Here is a 17,428-nt window from a genome sequence, read left to right on the forward strand (position 1 = left end):
ATGCCCGTGTTCCGGATCGGAAAACAAGAATTTGATTATACATTACAGCGTTCACCCAGCGCGAAGACGGCCCGCATTACGGTGACGCCGGCGTCTTTCGAACTCGTGGTGCCCGAGGCGGCGACGGAGGCACAGATCCACGCCGTGCTCCACCGCCGTCGGGCGTGGATACTCGAAACCGTGCAGAAAATGCAGGAGCGTGCGAAATCCCAGGCGAGGGTCTACCGCTTTGTCTCGGGCGCCAAGATTCCTTATCGCGGGCGGATGACGAAACTGACTGTCGAGCCCTTCGACGGCTCGCTGGTCGAGGTCGGTTTTCGAAACGGCTTCCTTATCCGAAAGCCCGCCGATTTATTGCCTGATGTCGCCGATGCGGTGATCGAAAGCGCTTTGCGCCTGTGGCTGAAGCGGCGGGTGCGTGACGATGTTCACCTGATCGTCCGGCAATGTGGGGAAAGGCATGGATTGAAGCCGCGCGGTGTGCAGATCAAAGACCAGAAACATATGTGGGGCAGCTGCGGTCAGGATCGTCGGATCAATCTCAACTGGCATCTGGTTTTCGCTCCCCGGGCAGTCCTCGAATATGCCGCCGTCCACGAGCTTTGCCACTTGCGGCACCGCAACCATGAGCCGGAATTCTGGCGCCTGGTTGGATCGATCTTGCCGGATTGGGAGCAGCGCAAGGAATGGCTGGACCGGAATGAACACTTGCTCGGCTGGGAAAAGGTGGAGCCTGCCGCCTGACCGGAGCGATACCTATCGCGCTTCGCGCCAAGACATCGAAGCCGAGATCGCCGGCGCATCGGGTGTAAACAGGAGTGGCTGGGGAACCTGGATTCGAACCAGGACTAACGGAGTCAGAGTCCGTGGGTCTACCGTTAACCTATTCCCCAAAACCCATTAATGAAAGCCATTGAATGCTTTCGTTCGGTGCCGCCTTCTAGCATATTTCCCCGCGCAATCAAGCCCTCAATATCCGATATATGCAAAATCCCGGGGTCGCTGAAGGGCCTGTCTGTTCATGAATGCCGAACTGGTGCTAGAGCAATCGATGCCACCTTTATCAGGCTCTTGGAAGGCGGAATCTGCTTTGAATATCGAAGCCTCTGTTCTCGTGTTGATTGGCGGTTTCATCGGCGGGATCGCGCGTTTTGGCCTTGCCCGTTTCGTCGACGGGAAAACCGGGAATGCCTTTCCGTGGGGTACACTGGCGGTCAATTTGAGCGGCGCGTTTCTTGCGGGGGTTCTTGCCGGATTGGCTCAATCCACGGGCAGTCTTTTCTCAAGCGAGATGGTTCGCGCCTTTCTCATGATCGGTGTGCTTGGCGGTTATACCACCGTCTCGTCCTTCGTTCTGCAGAGCCACGGTCTGGCAAGAGAGGGTGAGATGAGGCTGACGCTGATCTATATTGCTGCCTCCGCTATATTCGGTGTCGTTGCCGCCTTTGCCGGTTTCGCGCTCGCCGCATGAGGAGACGATGAAGAAACGCTCCTCGAAAACTGTGGTGCTTTATCTTGCTGTCGGCTTTGGTGCTGGCCTGGGCGCATTGTTGCGGTTCTGGTGCGGGCTGGCTGTCGCCGGGCTCGTTGAAAGCGGACTTTGGACCACAGCCTTCGTCAATATTTCCGGTTCCTTCGCCATCGTGTTCTTCGCCGCAATCGTTGGCCCGGACGGGCGCTGGCCGGTCGGCTCGGTGGGGCGGCAATTTGTTATGGGCGGCGTCTGCGGTGGATTCACCACTTTTTCCGCCATGAGCCTCGATACTTTGCTGCTTATCCTCCGCGGCGAACCGCTGCGGGCTATTTTCTATCTTTTGACGGTAGTAATCCTGTCGCTTGCCGCCGGCTGGATGGGTCATTTGCTTGCCCGCGCGACGCAAGATTAAATCTCCCTTCGGAAGGTCCTTGGTTATTTTACAGAGCGCTGTTACATTGGACGCAACATAAAGAGTGACAGCGCCTGCTTGCGTCCTTTCAAAGGCTCGCGCGGTGCTTTGAGGACAAGAACTTGAAGAACCCCGAGGAAGACGCGAGCATTGCCTCGCGTGACGGGGCGTCCGGTGGGAATTCTGCGCATGATGATGTGCGCAATTCTCCCGCAAAAGGCAGGCGGAAAAACCGCCGGCCCAGGACCGCATCGGCCGAGCCGCGTCCGGCTGCCGATTCGGGACGTCCCGATGGAGAACAGAAAAAGCGCGCGCGCCGTCGCCGGCGAGGCAAGGCGAAAGCGCATGGAAGCACGGTGCAGGTGGCGGCCGCCGATGCTACGGTTGCGTCATCCTCGGCGCCGGCTAAATCCGCTCACCACCGCCGCTCGAAGCGTGGCAGGCAGGGCCGGGCCGCGCTCCCGCCGGATGTCACGCCGGAAATCCGCATCGCATCGGGGGCAGCGCCAAAACCACAGGCGGAGCAGCGCCCGCGTGCCGTTTCCGCACGGGGGGATACGCCACCGCTCTATGCCGCGCTGGATCTTGGCACCAACAATTGCCGCCTTTTGGTCGCTTCGCCGACACGGCCAGGCCAGTTCCGCGTCGTCGATGCATTCTCGCGCATCGTCCGGTTGGGCGAGGGGCTGGGCGCGACGGGCAGGCTTGGCGACAAGGCCATGGGCCGTGCCATTGAGGCGCTTAAAGTGTGTGGCGATAAGCTTGGTTCAAGAACGGTCAGCAGATCGCGGCTGATCGCCACCGAGGCCTGCCGCGCGGCGGAGAACGGCGCGGAGTTTTTAAGTCGCGTGCGCGAGGAGACCGGGCTGGAGCTTGAAATCGTCGACCGGCAGACCGAGGCGCGTCTCGCCGTTTCCGGTTGCGGCACGCTGGTGGACCGCGATGCGGAGGCCATCGTGCTGTTCGATATCGGCGGCGGCTCGTCCGAGATCGCGCTCATCGATGTCTCGCGCCGCCGCTCGCCGCGTCTGGCGGAACACATCATCGCCTGGACCTCGTTGCCCGTCGGCGTGGTTACGCTTGCCGAGCGCTTCGGGGGGCGTGACGTGACGCGCGAAAGCTTCGCCGCCATGGTCGGCCATGTCGCGGAACTGATCGAGGCTTTCACCGACCGGCATAAGCTGGGCGAATTGGCCAAGAGCCCGCGCTTTCACTTGATCGGCACCTCCGGCACGGTCACGACCCTGGCCGGCATACATCTGGGATTGCCGCGCTACGACCGCAGGCGTATCGATGGCATGTGGATGGACAAGGACGATGTGACCAGCATGACCAGCCAGCTCCTTTCCTGGGATTTCGACGCACGCGTCGCCAATCCCTGCATCGGCGCGGACCGGGCCGATCTGGTGCTGGCGGGCTGCGCCATCCTCGACGCCATCCGCAACGTCTGGCCGAGCCAGAAGCTGCGCGTCGCCGATCGGGGGCTGCGTGAAGGCATATTGACGGAACTCATGTCTAGGGATGGCGCCTGGCGTGAGCGTCATTATTCCACAACAAACGGCAGGCATTGATGAAAAAACCGGGCGGAACCAAAACTGGGGGCAGGGGTGGCGTTGGCACGCGCGGCCTGCACACGCGCGTCAAGAAGAAGGCGGGCACGATCAAGGAATCCTCGCGCCGCTGGCTCGAGCGCCATCTGAATGATCCATACGTGCAGAAATCCAGGCAGGAAGGCTACCGCTCGCGCGCGGCCTTCAAGCTGATCGAGATCGACGACCGCTACAAGATATTGAAAAAGGGCCAGAAGATCATCGATCTCGGCGCCGCGCCCGGCGGCTGGAGCCAGATCGCGGCCGGCATCGTCGGCTCGACCAATGACGACCCGCACGTCGTCGGCATCGATTATCTCGATGTCGATCCGCTTCCGGGTGTCACGCTTTTGAAGATGGATTTTCTCGATGAGGAAGCACCCGAAAAGCTGATCGAGGCGCTTGGCGGGCGCCCTGACGTGGTGCTCTCCGACATGGCCGCACCCACCACCGGGCATCGGCGCACAGATCATCTGCGCACCGCGCATCTGTGTGAAGTGGCGGTGGATTTCGCCATTTCAGTGTTGAAGCCCGGCGGCCATTTTCTGACCAAGACCTTCCAGGGCGGTACGGAAAACGAGCTTTTGACCATTCTCAAGCAGAACTTCAAATCCGTCCATCATGTGAAGCCACCTGCCTCGCGCGCGGAATCGGTTGAGCTTTACCTGCTGGCGCGGGATTTCAAGGGGTGATGGAATTGACTACATCGGCCAGTTGATGTAATTTGTCGGCATGGGGGCAGCGAGAAAAATAATTAAGAGGCGGATCGACCTGACGGAAGATTCGTTTGTGGAGCTATCCGTTTTTGAGGTGCCGAAGCCTCTCGCTGGATCGAAACATAGTTTTAAATACCGCCTGGCCTACGTCGTGTCGAAAGTTTGTGTGATGCGATATGACAACGAGGTGGGAAAAGGCGACCACAAGCATGTTGGAAGAAGAGAATTTTCCTATGATTTTGTCGATGTCGACACACTGCTGGATGATTTTTTCGCGGAAGTGGAAAGGATGAACTATGACGGTGCTAATAATTGATGTTGCCTCGATTGACGAAATCAAAGCTGATGTTGTGCGCCGCGTGAAATCCGGCGTCGAAGCAAAGGAAGACTTTTATACATTCCTCACCTACGAAGACTTGCACCGCGCACTTACCCCGAAGCGGATCGCCATTCTCGATGCGATGAAGGGCAGGGGACCTCTTTCCATGCGGGAAGTGGCTCGGCTTGTCGGTCGCGATTTCAAGGGGGTCCATACCGATCTTAATGCCATGCGTCTCATTGGTTTGATCGATAGCGCTCCCGAAGGCGGTGTGATCCTAGCCTACGATGAACTGCATATCGACATCACGCTGTCGGCGAAAGCCGCCTGACCGCTGCGTTCCTATTCCCCTGTAATCGGCGGTGCGCCATCCTCCGTCGGCTTTTTTTCGATCCGCGTGTGCAGTTCGTGCCCCGCGTTCGGCGACAGCCGCACGAAAAGAAAAAACGAGAGTGCCGAAGCGAACGCCACGACAAAAAAGGCGATGTGAAAGTCTTCCAGCCGCAACGGGCCGCCATGGATCGTGGTGCTGACTTCAAGCACGACGCCGGCGAGCGCAACGCCAAGCGCGATTGATATCTGTTGCGCCACCGCCGTGATCGGCGTTGCCTGGCTGGTCTGGGCGTCGGGAATTTCCGCGAATGCCAGCGCGTTGACCCCGGTGAAGAAAAGCGAGCGAACGAGCCCGCTCAAGAGCAGCAGCGGCATGATCAGCAAATAGGGCGTCGAGGGTGTGAACAGGCCGTTTATCGCCATGAGACCGGCGGAAACGAGGGAGCCGATGATCAGAATGTGGCGGAAGCCGAACCGGGCGAAGATCCGGTTCACGCCGAACTTCATGCTCATCGCGCCGACCGCTATGATGAAGGTGATCATGCCGGACTGGAACGGATTCAGGCCAAAGCCGATCTGAAACATCATCGGCAGCAGAAACGGCATTGCGCCCACGCCAAGCCGGAAGATGCCGCCGCCGACGACCGCCGTGTTGAACGTCCGGTTTTTAAACAGCGAAAGATCGAGAAGCGGGTGAGGCGTCTTCTTTGCATGCCATACATATAGGATGCTGGCCACGATGCCGGTCGCAATGGTGGTCAGCCCGATGACCGGGGAGATATATGGCATGCTCACAACCGAGAGCCCGAAAATGATGGCCGACATGCCGAGGCCGGACAAGATGAAGCCCGGCCAGTCGAGCGGCCTGAGCGAACGTTCCGTATCGTCGGGCAGCACACGGGTAGCAAACCAGATCCCCAGGATACCGATCGGTACATTGATGATAAAGATCCAGTGCCAGGTGAGGTAAGTCGTGATGAAGCCGCCGACCGGGGCGCCGATCAGCGGGCCGACAAGTGCTGGAATGGTGAGGTATGCCATGGCCGAGACGAGTTCGTGCCGCGGCGTTGAGCGCACCAGCACCAGCCGGCCCACCGGTGTCATCATCGCGCCGCCAACGCCCTGTAGAAAGCGCGATGCTACGAAGGCAAGCAGTGAATTCGAAACGGCGCATGCAATGGACCCGACAACGAAGACTGCAATCGCCGCGCGAAAGACATTCTTCGCGCCGAACCTGTCGGCCATCCAGCCGCTTATCGGAATGAACACCGCAAGCGAGACGAGATAGGCAGTGAATGCCAGTTTCAGCGCGATGGGGCTTGTGCCTATATCGACTGCAATTGCCGGGAGCGATGTGGAAATAATGCTGGAATCCATCTGCTCCATGAAGAGCGCGACGGCCAGGACCAGTGGAATGATGCGGTTCACGATTGAAGTCCAATCATGGCGGAGAGGAAATTGCGGCGCTAGAGCGGTATGCAATTAAGTTGAATCGGGCATCCCGCTCTAAATCTTTGTTTTAGCCGCATAATCTTATCCGAAAAGTCTGCAACTTTTCGGGATCATGCTCTAGCAGGCGTTATTTACGACAATCCCGATACATTTTATCTCACAATCGGGTGATTTATCTTCTTAACACGAGCATATTCAGCCATTCTTAAAGGAACGACAAAGAAGTTTGTTCCCGGCAAGTTCTCGCAGGAGACGCGGCAAAAGCCTATTGCCCTATTGCCCTATTGCCCTCGCCCTCTCTCCCCTTCGCCCTTCTCAGCCGCAGCGCATCGGCGAGATAGAGCCGGGACAGACCATGATAGAGTGGTTCATGCGAGATGAGCCGCGCGGCGCCATAGCCGATCATCGAGGCGCACATCAGCGGAATGACATTGTTGTGGTTGCCGGTCATCTCGAGGATGATGACGAAAGCCGTCATCGGCGCCTGCACCACGCCGGCGAAATAGCCCGCCATGCCCAGCACGGCGGCAAGGCTGGCATTGGCGCCGAAGAGGAGGCCGAGCGAACTGCCCAATCCGGCCCCGACCGCCAGCGACGGCGCAAAGATGCCTCCGGGGATGCCCGATATCGTCGAAAATACCCCGGCTATGAATTTGCCCAGGAAGAAGAACGGCGGCAGTGGCGTGCCCTCGATGGCGCTTCTGGCCTGAGTGTATCCCGTACCGAAGGTCTCGCCGCCGGAAAGGACGCCGATCAGCGCCACTGCAATGCCGCAGCCCGCGGCGATCATCAGCGCGCGGCCGAGTGGCCAAGGCTGGATGAGCCGCCTGATGCGGCGGGATGCCTGAAGCACGAAGGCGCTGAAGATCGCGCCCGCCAGCCCGCCGACCGCGCCGCAGACGAGCACCAGCAGCCAATCCTCAGCGCCGGAGGTCGTCACGCTTGTGGTGCCGAAATAGGTGTAGTTGCCGACGAGGCCAAGCGAGGCGATGCCGGCGAGGATGACGGCGGAAACCACCAGCCCGTTGGTGCGCGCCGCATAGGACCGCCCCATCTCCTCGATGGCGAAGACGATGCCGGCGAGCGGCGCGTTGAACGCGGCTGCGATGCCTGCCGCTGAACCGGCGAGGATCAGCCCGCGCGCCTGTTCCATGCCGCCGATCTTCGCCGAAAGGAGCATGATGGATGCGCCGACCTGCACGGTCGGCCCTTCGCGTCCGATAGATGCGCCGGAAAAGAGCCCGATGATCGTGAGGAAGATCTTGCCGATCGTCATGCGCAGCGACAGGAGCCCTTCGCGGTCTTCCTCATCGCTCAGGTGGCGGGCAGCGATGGCCTGCGGAATGCCGCTGCCCTCCGAATTCGGAAAATAGCTGCGCGCCATCCAGGCGCAGAAGACGAAGCCAAGCGGGGTGATGATGAGCGGCAGCCATTCGTATCCCGCGCCGCCGCTGGTAATGCCCTGGAAAAGCTTCTGTGCCAGATCCGCGACATAGGCGAAAACCACGCTGATGATGCCGATCGCCAGCGCGCCCGCCCAGAACACGAGCCGGGGTTTCCACAGCCGTGGCGTCCAGAGGACATGAGAGCGTCTGAGCAGGCGAACGCGTTTGTAAGCGCGTCTATAAGCGGAATGCACGATCGGTCTTCCTTGTATTTTACCGCGTGTCCCTCACGCCCGGTTTAACACGGATAAGGTGAATGAAAACACCATAACGCGTTTTTTGCCCTTTCCATCCGGACAAACCCATGTTACCAGCCCGTGCCAATTCATCGAAACGCAAAGAACTCGTCGCCCCGAGCCGGGAGCGGCGTTTTCTTCATTTACTAGGAATTGGCCATGGCACGTATCATTGAATCGCCCACCGGACTTCTGGCGCTCACCTTCGATGATGTGTTGTTGCAGCCCGGCCATTCCGAAGTCATGCCCGGCCAGACCGACATCCGCACCAAGATCGCCGCCGATATCGAGTTGAACCTGCCGCTGCTTTCCGCCGCCATGGACACGGTGACGGAATCGCGGCTCGCCATCGCCATGGCGCAGGCCGGCGGCATCGGCGTTATTCACCGCAACCTTTCGCTGGACCGGCAGGCCGAGGAAGTGCGGCAGGTCAAGAAGTTCGAATCCGGCATGGTCGTCAATCCGGTCACCATCGGCCCGGACGCGACGCTTGCCGAGGCGCAGGCGCTGATGCGCGCGCATGGTATTTCCGGCATTCCGGTGGTCGAGGGCGCCACAAATCGCCCCGGCCGCCTCGTCGGCATCCTCACCAACCGCGACGTGCGCTTCGCCTCGGACCCCAAGCAGAAGATCCACGAACTGATGACGCGGGAGAACCTGATCACGGTCCGCGAGACCGTCGAGCAGGAAGAGGCCAAGCGGCTCCTGCACCAGCACCGCATCGAGAAGTTGCTGGTCATCGACGATGAGGGCCGCTGCGTCGGTTTGATCACCGTCAAGGATATCGAAAAGTCGCAGCTGAACCCAAATGCGGCCAAGGACGCGCAAGGGCGCCTGCGCGTGGCCGCCGCTTCCAGTGTGGGTGACGACGGGTTCGAGCGCGCCGAACGGCTGATCGATGCCGGCGTTGATGTGCTTGTCATCGATACCGCACACGGTCATTCGCAGCGCGTGCTGGACGCGGTGACGCGCGCCAAGAAACTGTCGAACGCCGTGCGCATCATAGCCGGCAATGTGGCGACGGCGGCAGGCACGCAGGCGCTCATCGACGCCGGCGCGGACGCCGTCAAGGTCGGCATCGGTCCTGGCTCCATCTGCACCACGCGTATCGTCGCGGGCGTCGGCGTTCCGCAATTGTCGGCCATCATGTCGGCGGTGGAAGCCGCCCACAAATCCGGCATTCCGGTGATCGCCGATGGCGGCATCAAGTTTTCGGGCGATTTCGCCAAGGCGCTGGCGGCAGGCGCCTCCGCCGCCATGGCAGGCTCGCTGCTCGCGGGCACCGAGGAAAGCCCCGGCGAGGTCTATCTGCATCAGGGCCGCTCGTTCAAGGCCTATCGCGGCATGGGCTCCGTCGGCGCAATGGCGCGCGGCTCGGCCGACCGCTATTTCCAGGCGGAAGTGCGCGACGAGCTGAAGCTGGTTCCCGAAGGCATCGAAGGGCAGGTGGCCTATAAGGGCCCCGTTTCCGGGGTGTTGCACCAGCTTGCCGGGGGCCTCAGGGCATCGATGGGCTATGTCGGCGCGAAGAACCTTGAGGAATTCCGCGAGAAGGCTACCTTCGTCCGCATTACCAATGCAGGCCTGCGCGAGAGCCACACGCATGACGTGACGATCACGCGGGAGAGCCCGAATTATCCGGGGAATATGTGAATTCTCTGAAACGTTGGCGGGGCACTTCACCCCCCTCTGGCTTGCCAGCCATCTCCCCCTCAAGGGGGGAGATTAAGCTCTCATAGTTCGGCACCCAATCGCAAACGTTGCAGGATGAGTGCCGTCATCAATGCAGGCCAATCTCCCCCCTTGAGGGGGAGATGCCTGGCAAGGCAGAGGGGGGTGAGAGGCAGCGCGCTTCTATTAATCAAGACGGGGAAACCACACATGTCACAAACCGCAATTTTCTGGCCGATGATTGTCCAAACAGGACTGATCTACGTCATCTATTACCTCTCTTCCGTCCGCCGCCTTGGCGCCGTCAAGAGCGGTGCCGCGCGGGCGGGGGACTTCAAGCTGCCCTTCACCGAACCCGCGCCGAGCGCCACCGCGATCCGCAGCCTGGCGAACCAGTTTGAGCTGCCGGTGCTGTTCTACGTGGTCTGCCTCTCGCTCTACGTGCTGAACGGCGCAACACTCATCGCCGTTCTTCTGGCATGGGCCTTCGTCATCACCCGCATCCTGCACGCCGCCGTGCATGTCACCTCGAACGATTTGCGCCTGCGCCGCCCCCTGTTCCTCGCCGGCTTCGCCATCAACGCGCTGTTGTGGGTCTGGTTGGCGGTGTGGCTGTTGCGGCTTTGATACCCCTATCGCATCAATTCCGATAATTCATCTGAACCGAGCCGCAACATCCCCGCGCTCTCGCTGATACACTCCGCCAACGCCTGAAAATCCTGCCGCCGCTCGCTCTGCCTGCGCCAGAGGAGGCCGATCTCGCGGCGGGGCTCGCTTCCTGCAAACGGCACGATGCGCATCTTCATGCGGCCGGCTTCGGCGCGCACCGCGATTTCCGGTATCAGCGTCAGCCCCATGCCATGGCTGACCATCTGCAAAAGCGTCGCCATGCTGGTCGCGCCGTAATTGACGAGTTGCCGCTGTCTCGTGGCGGAGCACACCGCCAGCGCCTGGTCACGCAGGCAATGGCCTTCTTCAAGCAGCAGCAGGCGCTCCACAGCCACATTCTCCTGCGTCATCGGCGAGGCGAGGATGTCGTGGTCGTTTGTCGAAGTGGCGATCAGGAAACGGTCGTGAAACACCGGCTCCACCATCAGCATGTCGTCTTCGATGGGTAGCGCCGCCACGACGGCATCGAGTTCTCCGACACGCAAGTCCTCGATCAGTCTCGACGTCACCGCTTCCTTCAGCTCCACCGTCAGCGCCGGATAACGCGCGCGCAGCATCGGGATCAGCACCGGCACGAGATAGGGCGCGATGGTGGGGATGATGCCGAGCCGGACGCGTCCCTGCAGCACGCCGCGCTTCTGCGCCGCGATCTCCTCCAGCGCGCGAATTTCGCCCAATATGCTGCGGATGCGCGGCAAGAGCCGCTGTCCCATCTCGCTCAAGACCACCGATTTCCGCGTCCGCTCGAAAAGTTGCGCGCCGATGATCTGCTCCATCTCGGCGATCTGCGCGGAAAGCGCGGGTTGCGAGACATGCGCCATCTCCGCCGCCTTCCGGAAGTGCAGCGTGGTTGCCAGCGCCTCGAAATAGCGCATTTGCCTGACAGTGAACATGATAGGAAATGCTTATCAAAAATCACATCGAATTCAATTGGAAGTTATAATTAGAATAATTCCATATTGGCGGCACAGCGCCGGGCCAATCTGCCCGGCTAGCCCTTTCAAGCACCAACGGAGAATATTCCCATGGCTGACCGTCCCACATTGACCACGACCTCGGGAGCGCCGGTTTCCGACAACCAGAATTCGCTGACCGCGGGCGAGCGCGGCCCCGTGCTGCTGCAGGATTATCATCTCATCGAGAAACTCGCGCACCAGAACCGCGAGCGCATCCCCGAGCGCGTCGTCCACGCCAAGGGCTGGGGCGCCTACGGCACGCTGAAGATTACAGGCGATATTTCCAAATACACCCGCACTAAAGCGCTGCAGCCGGGCGCGGAAACGCCGCTGATCCTGCGCTTCTCCACCGTTGCCGGAGAGCTGGGCGCGGCGGATGCCGAGCGCGACGTGCGCGGCTTCGCCGTCAAATTCTATACCGAAGAGGGCAATTGGGATCTGGTCGGCAACAACACGCCGGTCTTTTTCGTCCGCGATCCCCTAAAGTTCCCCGATTTCATCCACACGCAGAAGCGCCATCCCAAGACCAACCTGCGTTCCGCCACGGCGATGTGGGATTTCTGGTCGCTGTCGCCGGAAAGCCTGCACCAGGTGACGATCCTGATGTCGGATCGGGGCCTGCCGGTCGCGCCGATGTTCATGAATGGCTACGGTTCGCACACCTATTCGTTCTGGAACGATGCCGGCGAGCGCTTCTGGGTGAAGTTTCATTTCAAGACGCTGCAGGGCCACAAGCACTACACCAACGCGGAAGCGGAGCAGGTGATCGGCAAGAGCCGCGAAACCTATCAGGAAGAGCTGTTCGGCGCGATCGAGAAGGGAGAATTCCCGAGGTGGAAGGTGCAGGTGCAGATCATGCCCGAACTCGACGCCGACAAGACGCCCTATAACCCGTTCGACCTCACCAAGGTCTGGCCCCATGCCGACTACCCGCCGATCGACATCGGCATCCTGGAACTGAACCGCAATCCGGAAAACTACTTTGCCGAAATCGAACAGGTCGCCTTCTCTCCGTCGAATGTCGTCCCCGGCATCGGCCATTCCCCCGACAAAATGCTGCAGGCGCGCGTCTTTTCCTATGCCGACGCGCACCGCTATCGGCTCGGAACGCATTACGAGGCGCTCCCGGTCAACGCGCCGCGCTGCCCTGTCCATCACTACCACAAGGATGGCTCGATGAATTTCTTCGGCCAAAAGACTGGTAGTGCCGAGGCCTATTACGAGCCGAACTCGTTCTCCGGTGCAGCGGAGAAGCCGTCCGTCATGGAGCCGCCGCTGAGGATTTCGGGCGACGCCGCCCGCTACAACCACCGCATCGGCAATGATGATTACGCCCAGCCGCGCGCGCTCTTCAACCTGTTCGACGCCGGCCAAAAGGCGCGCCTCTTCGCCAACATCGCCGCCGCGATGAACGGCGTGCCGGGCGAAATCATCGAGCGCCAGCTTGTCCATTTCAGGTTGGTTCACTGGGAGTATGAAGTGGGCGTGCGGGGGGCGCTTAAGGAAGCGCACGGCTATGAGGCGACCGCTATTTCCAACGAGGAAAAGGCGGATGCGGCGGAGTAGGTCAGTTTAAAACACAGCGGGCCGGGATACCCCCCTCTGCCCTGCCGGGCATCTCCCCCTCAAGGGGGGAGATTGGCCTTCATCGATGACTGTGCTTCATTCTGCAACGTTGACGATTGGCGAAGGCGGTCCTCTCAGCCAATCTCCCCCCTTGAGGGGGAGATGTCCGGCAGGACAGAGGGGGGTACTGGCCCGCCAACGCTCAATAGGACATAAGCTGCATCAAGCCGGGCGCAAACCCCGGCTTTCTTTTATCCGCAGGGGAGGGTATGCGGAACAACAAAGAACATTAAAGGAAAAGACATGCGGCTGGGCGGACGCCTTCAGGCGGCGATTGAAATTCTTGACGATATCGAGACGCGGAAGCGTCCCGCTTCCGATGCGCTGAAGGATTGGGGTCTTGCCCATCGCTTCGCCGGGGCAGGGGACCGCGCGGTCATCGGCAATATCGTCTATGATGCGCTGCGCCGCAAACTCTCCATCGCCTGGCGCATGGACAGCGCGGACGCGCGCGACATCGCCTATGGCGCATTGCTTTCCGATGCCGAGATGAGCGCCGAGGCAATAAACGCCGAACTGGCTGACGATAAATTCGCCCCCGCGCCGCTCGATGCCGAACGTCTCGCCGCATGGGAAAGCCGAGACCTTGCCGAAGCCCCTGATCATATCCGCGCGGATGTGCCGGAATGGTGCGCCCCTCATCTGGAAGCGCTTTTCGGCAATGATTGGGTGCGCGAAGGCGCGGCCCTTGCGGCCCGTCCGCCAGTGGACTTGCGCGTCAACACGCTGAAGGCCAGCCGCGCCAAGGTGCTGAAGGAACTCGCGCGGGCAGGGGCAGCCGAAGCGCCGCTTCTAGCCGGAGCCGTCCGCATCCCGCCGCTGCGCGCTCTCGGGCGCCACCCGAATGTTCAGGCCGAACCGGCCTTCCAGAAGGGCTGGTTCGAGGTACAGGATCTGGGCTCGCAGATCGCTGGACTTGTTGCAGGCGCTGAGCCGGGCCAGCAGGTGCTGGATTATTGCGCCGGCGCCGGCGGCAAGACGCTGGCGCTCGCGGCCATGATGGAAAATCGCGGGCAGATCCATGCCTTCGACGCGGAAAAGCCAAGGCTAGCGCCGATCTTCGACCGCCTCAAACGCGCCGGCGTCCGCAACACGCAAGTTCACGCCAATCCGGAGGATCTGGTTCAGTTCGAAGGCCAGATGGACATTGTCCTCACCGACGCGCCCTGCACCGGATCCGGGACATGGCGCAGGCGTCCCGACGCCAAGTGGCGCCTGTCGCCGCAACAGCTCGAGCGCCGAGAAATCGAACAGCGCGAGGTGCTCGATGCCGCGAAGCGCTATGTGAAACCGGGCGGCCGTCTCGTCTATGTCACCTGCTCGCTTTTCGCTTCCGAGAATAATCTCCAGGTCGAGGCGTTTCTGCGAGAAAATCCCGATTATTCTGAAGTTGACGCAAAGCCGCTCTGGCAAGCCGCCGTGCCGGGCGCAGGAGAAATCGCGCCCATCTTCCCCTCGCACGGCATGGTGCTTTCGCCGGAGCGAACATTCTCCGATGGCTTCTTCATCAGCGTATTGAAGAAAGCCGGCTGATATTGCCGTGCGGAAAACTGGCGCTATGCTGGCATGGGTTCAAAAGGAGGGCACATGCCAGAGGCGCGCATAGCAGAGCCGGATTTTCGTGAGCGGGTCGAGGAGAGTTTCGCGCGCCAGGCGGCGATGAAACTGATCGGCGCCGATCTGACGCTATGCGAGCCGGGCATCGTCGAGATCGAGTTGCCGTTTCGCGACGATCTCACCCAGCAGCACAATTTTCTCCATGCCGGCATCATTTCCGCCGCGCTCGATGCGGCCTGCGGCTATGCCGCCTTTTCGCTGATGCCGCAGGGCTCAGCCGTCCTCACAATCGAGTTCAAGGTCAATCTGCTTGCACCGGGCAAGGGCGAGCGTTTCCTGTTCCGCGGCGAGGTGACCAAGCCCGGCCGCACCATCATGGTCAGCGACGGACAAGCGTTTGCCGTGGGCGACACCGAGGTGAAGCTCATCGCCACCATGACCGCCACGCTGATGGTTGTTCAGGATCGGAAAGGTTTGCAAGGATGATCGCGCCAGTAACACGAATTGCCGGCAAGAATGTTCTGTTCGTCATGGCCGTCGAGGCGGAATATGGCCCGCACCTGCGCCGGCTTTTCCAGCCGCTGATGACAGGCGTCGGCCCCGTGGAAGCCGCCGTGGCGCTTTCCGCGACACTGGCTGCCTTGGCGGCATCAGGCGAACTGCCGGATCTGGTCGTCTCGCTCGGCTCCGCCGGTTCGCGCCGCCTGGAACAGGCGGAAGTCTATCAGGCAACGAGCGTCTCCTATCGCGATATCGACGCCTCGCCGCTCGGCTTCGAAAAGGGGAGAACGCCGTTTCTCGATCTGCCCGCCATCGTGCCGCTGCCCTATAGCATTCCCGGAATCCGGCAAGCATCGCTCTCCACCGGCGGCAACATCGTTTCCGGCGCGGCCTATGACGGGATAAACGCCGATATGGTCGATATGGAAACCTTCGCGGCCTTACGCGCCTGCCAGCGCTTTGCCGTGCCGCTCATCGGCCTGCGCGGCATTTCCGACGGCGTCGCCGAACTGCATCACATAGATGACTGGACGGAATATCTCCACATCATCGATGAGAAGCTGGCACTTGCCGTCGGCAAACTGGAAGAGGCGCTGGCGGATGGACTGTTGAGCCCCGTAACAGCCGTCGCCTCCTGACGTTCCCTGTCAGGAAGCGCGCTTTGCCCGTTGCAATGATCGGGCTTTTTCTCTAGACGCTCCGCATGAGCACCACAGCACACCCCGACACCGTTCTTATTATCGATTTCGGCAGCCAGGTCACGCAGCTTATCGCGCGCCGCGTCCGCGAGGCTGGCGTCTATTCCGAGATCGTTCCCTTTCAGTCCGCCGAGGAAGCCTTCCACCGCATCAAGCCCAAGGCGGTGATCCTGTCGGGCGGCCCCGCCTCCACGACCGAGGTCGGCAGCCCGCGCGCGCCGCAGGTGGTGTTTGAGGCCGGCATCCCGGTGCTGGGCATTTGCTATGGCGAGCAGACCATGTGCGCGCAGCTTGGCGGCAAGGTGGAGGGTGGCCATCATCGCGAGTTCGGTCGTGCTTTCCTCGATATCGAGGCCGACAATCCGCTCTTCGAGGGCGTATGGGCCAAGGGAACGCGACATCAGGTCTGGATGAGCCATGGCGACCGCGTAACCGCGCTGCCCGATGGCTTCCGCGTCATCGGTACGTCGAATGGAGCGCCTTTCGCGGCGATTGCCGACGAAAAGCGCAAGTTCTACGCCGTCCAGTTCCACCCCGAGGTGGTTCACACTCCCGATGGCGCTAAGCTGTTGCAGAACTTCGTCCACAAGATCGCGGCTATCCGGGGCGACTGGTCGATGGCGGCCTATAAGGAACAGGCCATCGAAACCATCCGCAAGCAGGTCGGCAAAGGCAAGGTCATCTGCGGGCTCTCCGGCGGGGTGGATTCCTCCGTCGCCGCCGTGCTGATCCACGAGGCCATCGGCGATCAGCTCACCTGCATTTTTGTCGACCATGGCCTGATGCGCAAGAACGAGGCGGCGGAAGTCGTCGCCATGTTCCGCGAGCATTACAACATCCCGCTGGTGCATGTGGATGCCGCCGATCTCTTCATCGGCGCGCTGGAAGGCGAGAGCGACCCCGAAAAGAAGCGCAAGACCATCGGACGCCTGTTTATTGAAGTCTTCGAGGCGGAAGCCAAAAAGATCGGCGGCGCCGATTTCCTGGCGCAAGGCACGCTCTATCCCGATGTGATCGAGTCGGTATCTTTCACCGGCGGTCCTTCGGTGACGATCAAGTCGCACCACAATGTCGGCGGTCTGCCGGAACGCATGAACATGAAGCTGGTGGAGCCCTTGCGCGAGCTCTTCAAGGATGAGGTGAGGGTGCTCGGCAAGGAACTGGGCCTGCCTGAGCATTTCATCGGCCGTCACCCGTTCCCGGGCCCCGGTCTCGCCATCCGCTGCCCCGGCGGCATCACCCGCGAAAAGCTGGAAATCCTGCGCAATGCCGACGCCGTCTATCTCGACGAAATCCGCAAGGCCGGCCTTTACGACGTCATCTGGCAGGCCTTCGCCGTGCTTCTCCCTGTCCAGACCGTGGGCGTGATGGGCGACGGCCGCACCTACGAATTCGTCTGCGCCCTGCGCGCCGTCACTTCGGTCGACGGCATGACCGCCGATTTCTACCATTTCGACATGGAATTCCTCGGCCGCGTGGCAACCCGCATCATCAACGAGGTTAAGGGCATCAACCGCGTCGTCTACGACGTGACGTCCAAGCCGCCTGGGACCATCGAGTGGGAGTAAAGAGGAGTACTGCGATAGCAGAGGACACTCGAGCGAATCCTACGCCAAAACTAGATCAGCACACCTCTCGCCGTCATTCTCGGGCCTATCCCGACCGTGGCTGTCAGAACGGTAATCGCTTATCTCTTTCTTATGGCAGATTCTCGGGACTTACGGGCGAATGCTTAGGCGAGGGCGTGGCCTTGCCGAATCCTATAATCGCATAG

The 17,428-nt window shown here is 60.9% G+C and carries 17 protein-coding genes and 1 tRNA gene; 14 read left to right on the forward strand and 4 right to left on the reverse strand.

Going from position 1 to position 17,428, the window contains the following annotated elements:
- On the forward strand, positions 1-744 hold the full coding sequence (locus C7477_RS00610; protein ID WP_110747579.1) for a M48 family metallopeptidase: 744 nt from the start codon (positions 1-3) through the stop codon (positions 742-744).
- Positions 745-819: 75 nt separating this feature from the next.
- On the opposite strand, the gene C7477_RS00615 is transcribed toward C7477_RS00610, so the two are convergent.
- Positions 820-893: transfer RNA gene (locus C7477_RS00615), tRNA-Gln, on the reverse strand.
- 197 nt (positions 894-1,090) lie between these two features.
- Between C7477_RS00615 and crcB the strand changes: the two genes are divergently transcribed.
- The 6 genes from crcB (at position 1,091) to C7477_RS00645 (ending at position 4,841) form a co-directional block, all read left to right on the forward strand.
- Positions 1,091-1,471 (forward strand): fluoride efflux transporter CrcB, encoded by a 381-nt coding sequence (gene crcB, locus C7477_RS00620; protein WP_110747582.1) that lies wholly within the window; start codon positions 1,091-1,093, stop codon positions 1,469-1,471.
- Positions 1,472-1,478: 7 nt separating this feature from the next.
- Positions 1,479-1,886 carry a CrcB family protein gene (locus C7477_RS00625; protein ID WP_110747585.1) on the forward strand — a complete coding sequence of 136 codons (408 nt, stop codon included), beginning with the start codon at positions 1,479-1,481 and terminating at the stop codon, positions 1,884-1,886.
- Between the two features lie 122 nt (positions 1,887-2,008).
- Positions 2,009-3,457, forward strand: coding sequence for a Ppx/GppA phosphatase family protein (locus C7477_RS00630; protein WP_110747588.1), 1,449 nt, complete (start codon positions 2,009-2,011; stop codon positions 3,455-3,457).
- Positions 3,457-4,167: an RlmE family RNA methyltransferase gene (locus C7477_RS00635; RefSeq protein ID WP_110747590.1), complete on the forward strand. Its 711-nt coding sequence runs from the start codon at positions 3,457-3,459 to the stop codon at positions 4,165-4,167. Before C7477_RS00630 ends, C7477_RS00635 begins: the two co-directional genes overlap by 1 nt.
- Positions 4,168-4,207: 40 nt before the next feature.
- Positions 4,208-4,507 (forward strand): toxin-antitoxin system TumE family protein, encoded by a 300-nt coding sequence (locus C7477_RS00640; protein ID WP_110747594.1) that lies wholly within the window; start codon positions 4,208-4,210, stop codon positions 4,505-4,507.
- The gene (locus C7477_RS00645) at positions 4,488-4,841 is read left to right on the forward strand and encodes an HVO_A0114 family putative DNA-binding protein (RefSeq protein ID WP_110747597.1); all 354 of its coding nucleotides are present in this window, start codon (positions 4,488-4,490) and stop codon (positions 4,839-4,841) included. Before C7477_RS00640 ends, C7477_RS00645 begins: the two co-directional genes overlap by 20 nt.
- Positions 4,842-4,852: 11 nt before the next feature.
- Here C7477_RS00645 and C7477_RS00650 read toward each other — a convergent pair whose 3' ends face one another.
- Both C7477_RS00650 and C7477_RS00655 read right to left on the reverse strand, forming a co-directional pair.
- The gene (locus C7477_RS00650) at positions 4,853-6,271 is read right to left on the reverse strand and encodes a DHA2 family efflux MFS transporter permease subunit (RefSeq protein ID WP_110747601.1); all 1,419 of its coding nucleotides are present in this window, start codon (positions 6,269-6,271) and stop codon (positions 4,853-4,855) included.
- 289 nt (positions 6,272-6,560) lie between these two features.
- Entirely contained in the window at positions 6,561-7,934 is a 1,374-nt protein-coding gene (locus C7477_RS00655; protein ID WP_245411677.1) for a chloride channel protein, read from the reverse strand.
- 201 nt (positions 7,935-8,135) lie between these two features.
- Between C7477_RS00655 and guaB the strand changes: the two genes are divergently transcribed.
- Both guaB and C7477_RS00670 read left to right on the forward strand, forming a co-directional pair.
- Positions 8,136-9,629 (forward strand): IMP dehydrogenase, encoded by a 1,494-nt coding sequence (guaB, locus tag C7477_RS00660; protein ID WP_110747604.1) that lies wholly within the window; start codon positions 8,136-8,138, stop codon positions 9,627-9,629.
- 228 nt (positions 9,630-9,857) lie between these two features.
- Positions 9,858-10,274 carry an MAPEG family protein gene (locus tag C7477_RS00670; RefSeq protein ID WP_110747607.1) on the forward strand — a complete coding sequence of 139 codons (417 nt, stop codon included), beginning with the start codon at positions 9,858-9,860 and terminating at the stop codon, positions 10,272-10,274.
- A gap of 5 nt (positions 10,275-10,279) precedes the next feature.
- Here C7477_RS00670 and C7477_RS00675 read toward each other — a convergent pair whose 3' ends face one another.
- Positions 10,280-11,209, reverse strand: a complete 930-nt coding sequence (locus tag C7477_RS00675) for a hydrogen peroxide-inducible genes activator (RefSeq protein WP_110747610.1) — start codon at positions 11,207-11,209, stop codon at positions 10,280-10,282.
- Between the two features lie 132 nt (positions 11,210-11,341).
- Here C7477_RS00675 and katA point away from each other — a divergent pair, with 132 nt between their 5' ends.
- The 5 genes from katA to guaA all read left to right on the forward strand — a co-directional run bounded on the left by katA (position 11,342) and on the right by guaA (position 17,222).
- Entirely contained in the window at positions 11,342-12,838 is a 1,497-nt protein-coding gene (katA, locus tag C7477_RS00680) for a catalase KatA (RefSeq protein ID WP_110747613.1), read from the forward strand.
- A gap of 303 nt (positions 12,839-13,141) precedes the next feature.
- Complete coding sequence (locus C7477_RS00690) at positions 13,142-14,431, forward strand: RsmB/NOP family class I SAM-dependent RNA methyltransferase (protein ID WP_110747619.1); 1,290 nt, start codon at positions 13,142-13,144, stop codon at positions 14,429-14,431.
- A gap of 54 nt (positions 14,432-14,485) precedes the next feature.
- Entirely contained in the window at positions 14,486-14,941 is a 456-nt protein-coding gene (locus C7477_RS00695) for a PaaI family thioesterase (protein WP_110747623.1), read from the forward strand.
- Positions 14,938-15,594 carry a 5'-methylthioadenosine/S-adenosylhomocysteine nucleosidase gene (locus C7477_RS00700; protein WP_110747626.1) on the forward strand — a complete coding sequence of 219 codons (657 nt, stop codon included), beginning with the start codon at positions 14,938-14,940 and terminating at the stop codon, positions 15,592-15,594. Before C7477_RS00695 ends, C7477_RS00700 begins: the two co-directional genes overlap by 4 nt.
- A gap of 65 nt (positions 15,595-15,659) precedes the next feature.
- Positions 15,660-17,222, forward strand: a complete 1,563-nt coding sequence (gene guaA / locus C7477_RS00705) for a glutamine-hydrolyzing GMP synthase (protein ID WP_110747630.1) — start codon at positions 15,660-15,662, stop codon at positions 17,220-17,222.
- The last annotated feature ends 206 nt before the right edge of the window (positions 17,223-17,428 follow it).

The sequence above is a fragment of the Paramesorhizobium leguminum genome (assembly GCF_003217235.1).
In the GTDB taxonomy this organism is placed as follows: domain Bacteria; phylum Pseudomonadota; class Alphaproteobacteria; order Rhizobiales; family Rhizobiaceae; genus Paramesorhizobium; species Paramesorhizobium leguminum.

Bases quoted from the DNA above. Each gene is read 5' to 3' on its own strand.
- C7477_RS00610 (WP_110747579.1), top strand. From the start codon at position 1: ATGCCCGTGTTCCGGATCGGAAAACAAGAATTTGATTATACATTACAG.
- C7477_RS00625 (WP_110747585.1), top strand. From the start codon at position 1,479: ATGAAGAAACGCTCCTCGAAAACTGTGGTGCTTTATCTTGCTGTCGGC.
- C7477_RS00635 (WP_110747590.1), top strand. From the start codon at position 3,457: ATGAAAAAACCGGGCGGAACCAAAACTGGGGGCAGGGGTGGCGTTGGC.
- C7477_RS00640 (WP_110747594.1), top strand. From the start codon at position 4,208: ATGGGGGCAGCGAGAAAAATAATTAAGAGGCGGATCGACCTGACGGAA.
- C7477_RS00645 (WP_110747597.1), top strand. From the start codon at position 4,488: ATGACGGTGCTAATAATTGATGTTGCCTCGATTGACGAAATCAAAGCT.
- guaB (WP_110747604.1), top strand. From the start codon at position 8,136: ATGGCACGTATCATTGAATCGCCCACCGGACTTCTGGCGCTCACCTTC.
- C7477_RS00670 (WP_110747607.1), top strand. From the start codon at position 9,858: ATGTCACAAACCGCAATTTTCTGGCCGATGATTGTCCAAACAGGACTG.
- C7477_RS00675 (WP_110747610.1), bottom strand. From the start codon at position 11,209: ATGTTCACTGTCAGGCAAATGCGCTATTTCGAGGCGCTGGCAACCACG.
- katA (WP_110747613.1), top strand. From the start codon at position 11,342: ATGGCTGACCGTCCCACATTGACCACGACCTCGGGAGCGCCGGTTTCC.
- C7477_RS00690 (WP_110747619.1), top strand. From the start codon at position 13,142: ATGCGGCTGGGCGGACGCCTTCAGGCGGCGATTGAAATTCTTGACGAT.
- C7477_RS00695 (WP_110747623.1), top strand. From the start codon at position 14,486: ATGCCAGAGGCGCGCATAGCAGAGCCGGATTTTCGTGAGCGGGTCGAG.
- C7477_RS00700 (WP_110747626.1), top strand. From the start codon at position 14,938: ATGATCGCGCCAGTAACACGAATTGCCGGCAAGAATGTTCTGTTCGTC.
- guaA (WP_110747630.1), top strand. From the start codon at position 15,660: ATGAGCACCACAGCACACCCCGACACCGTTCTTATTATCGATTTCGGC.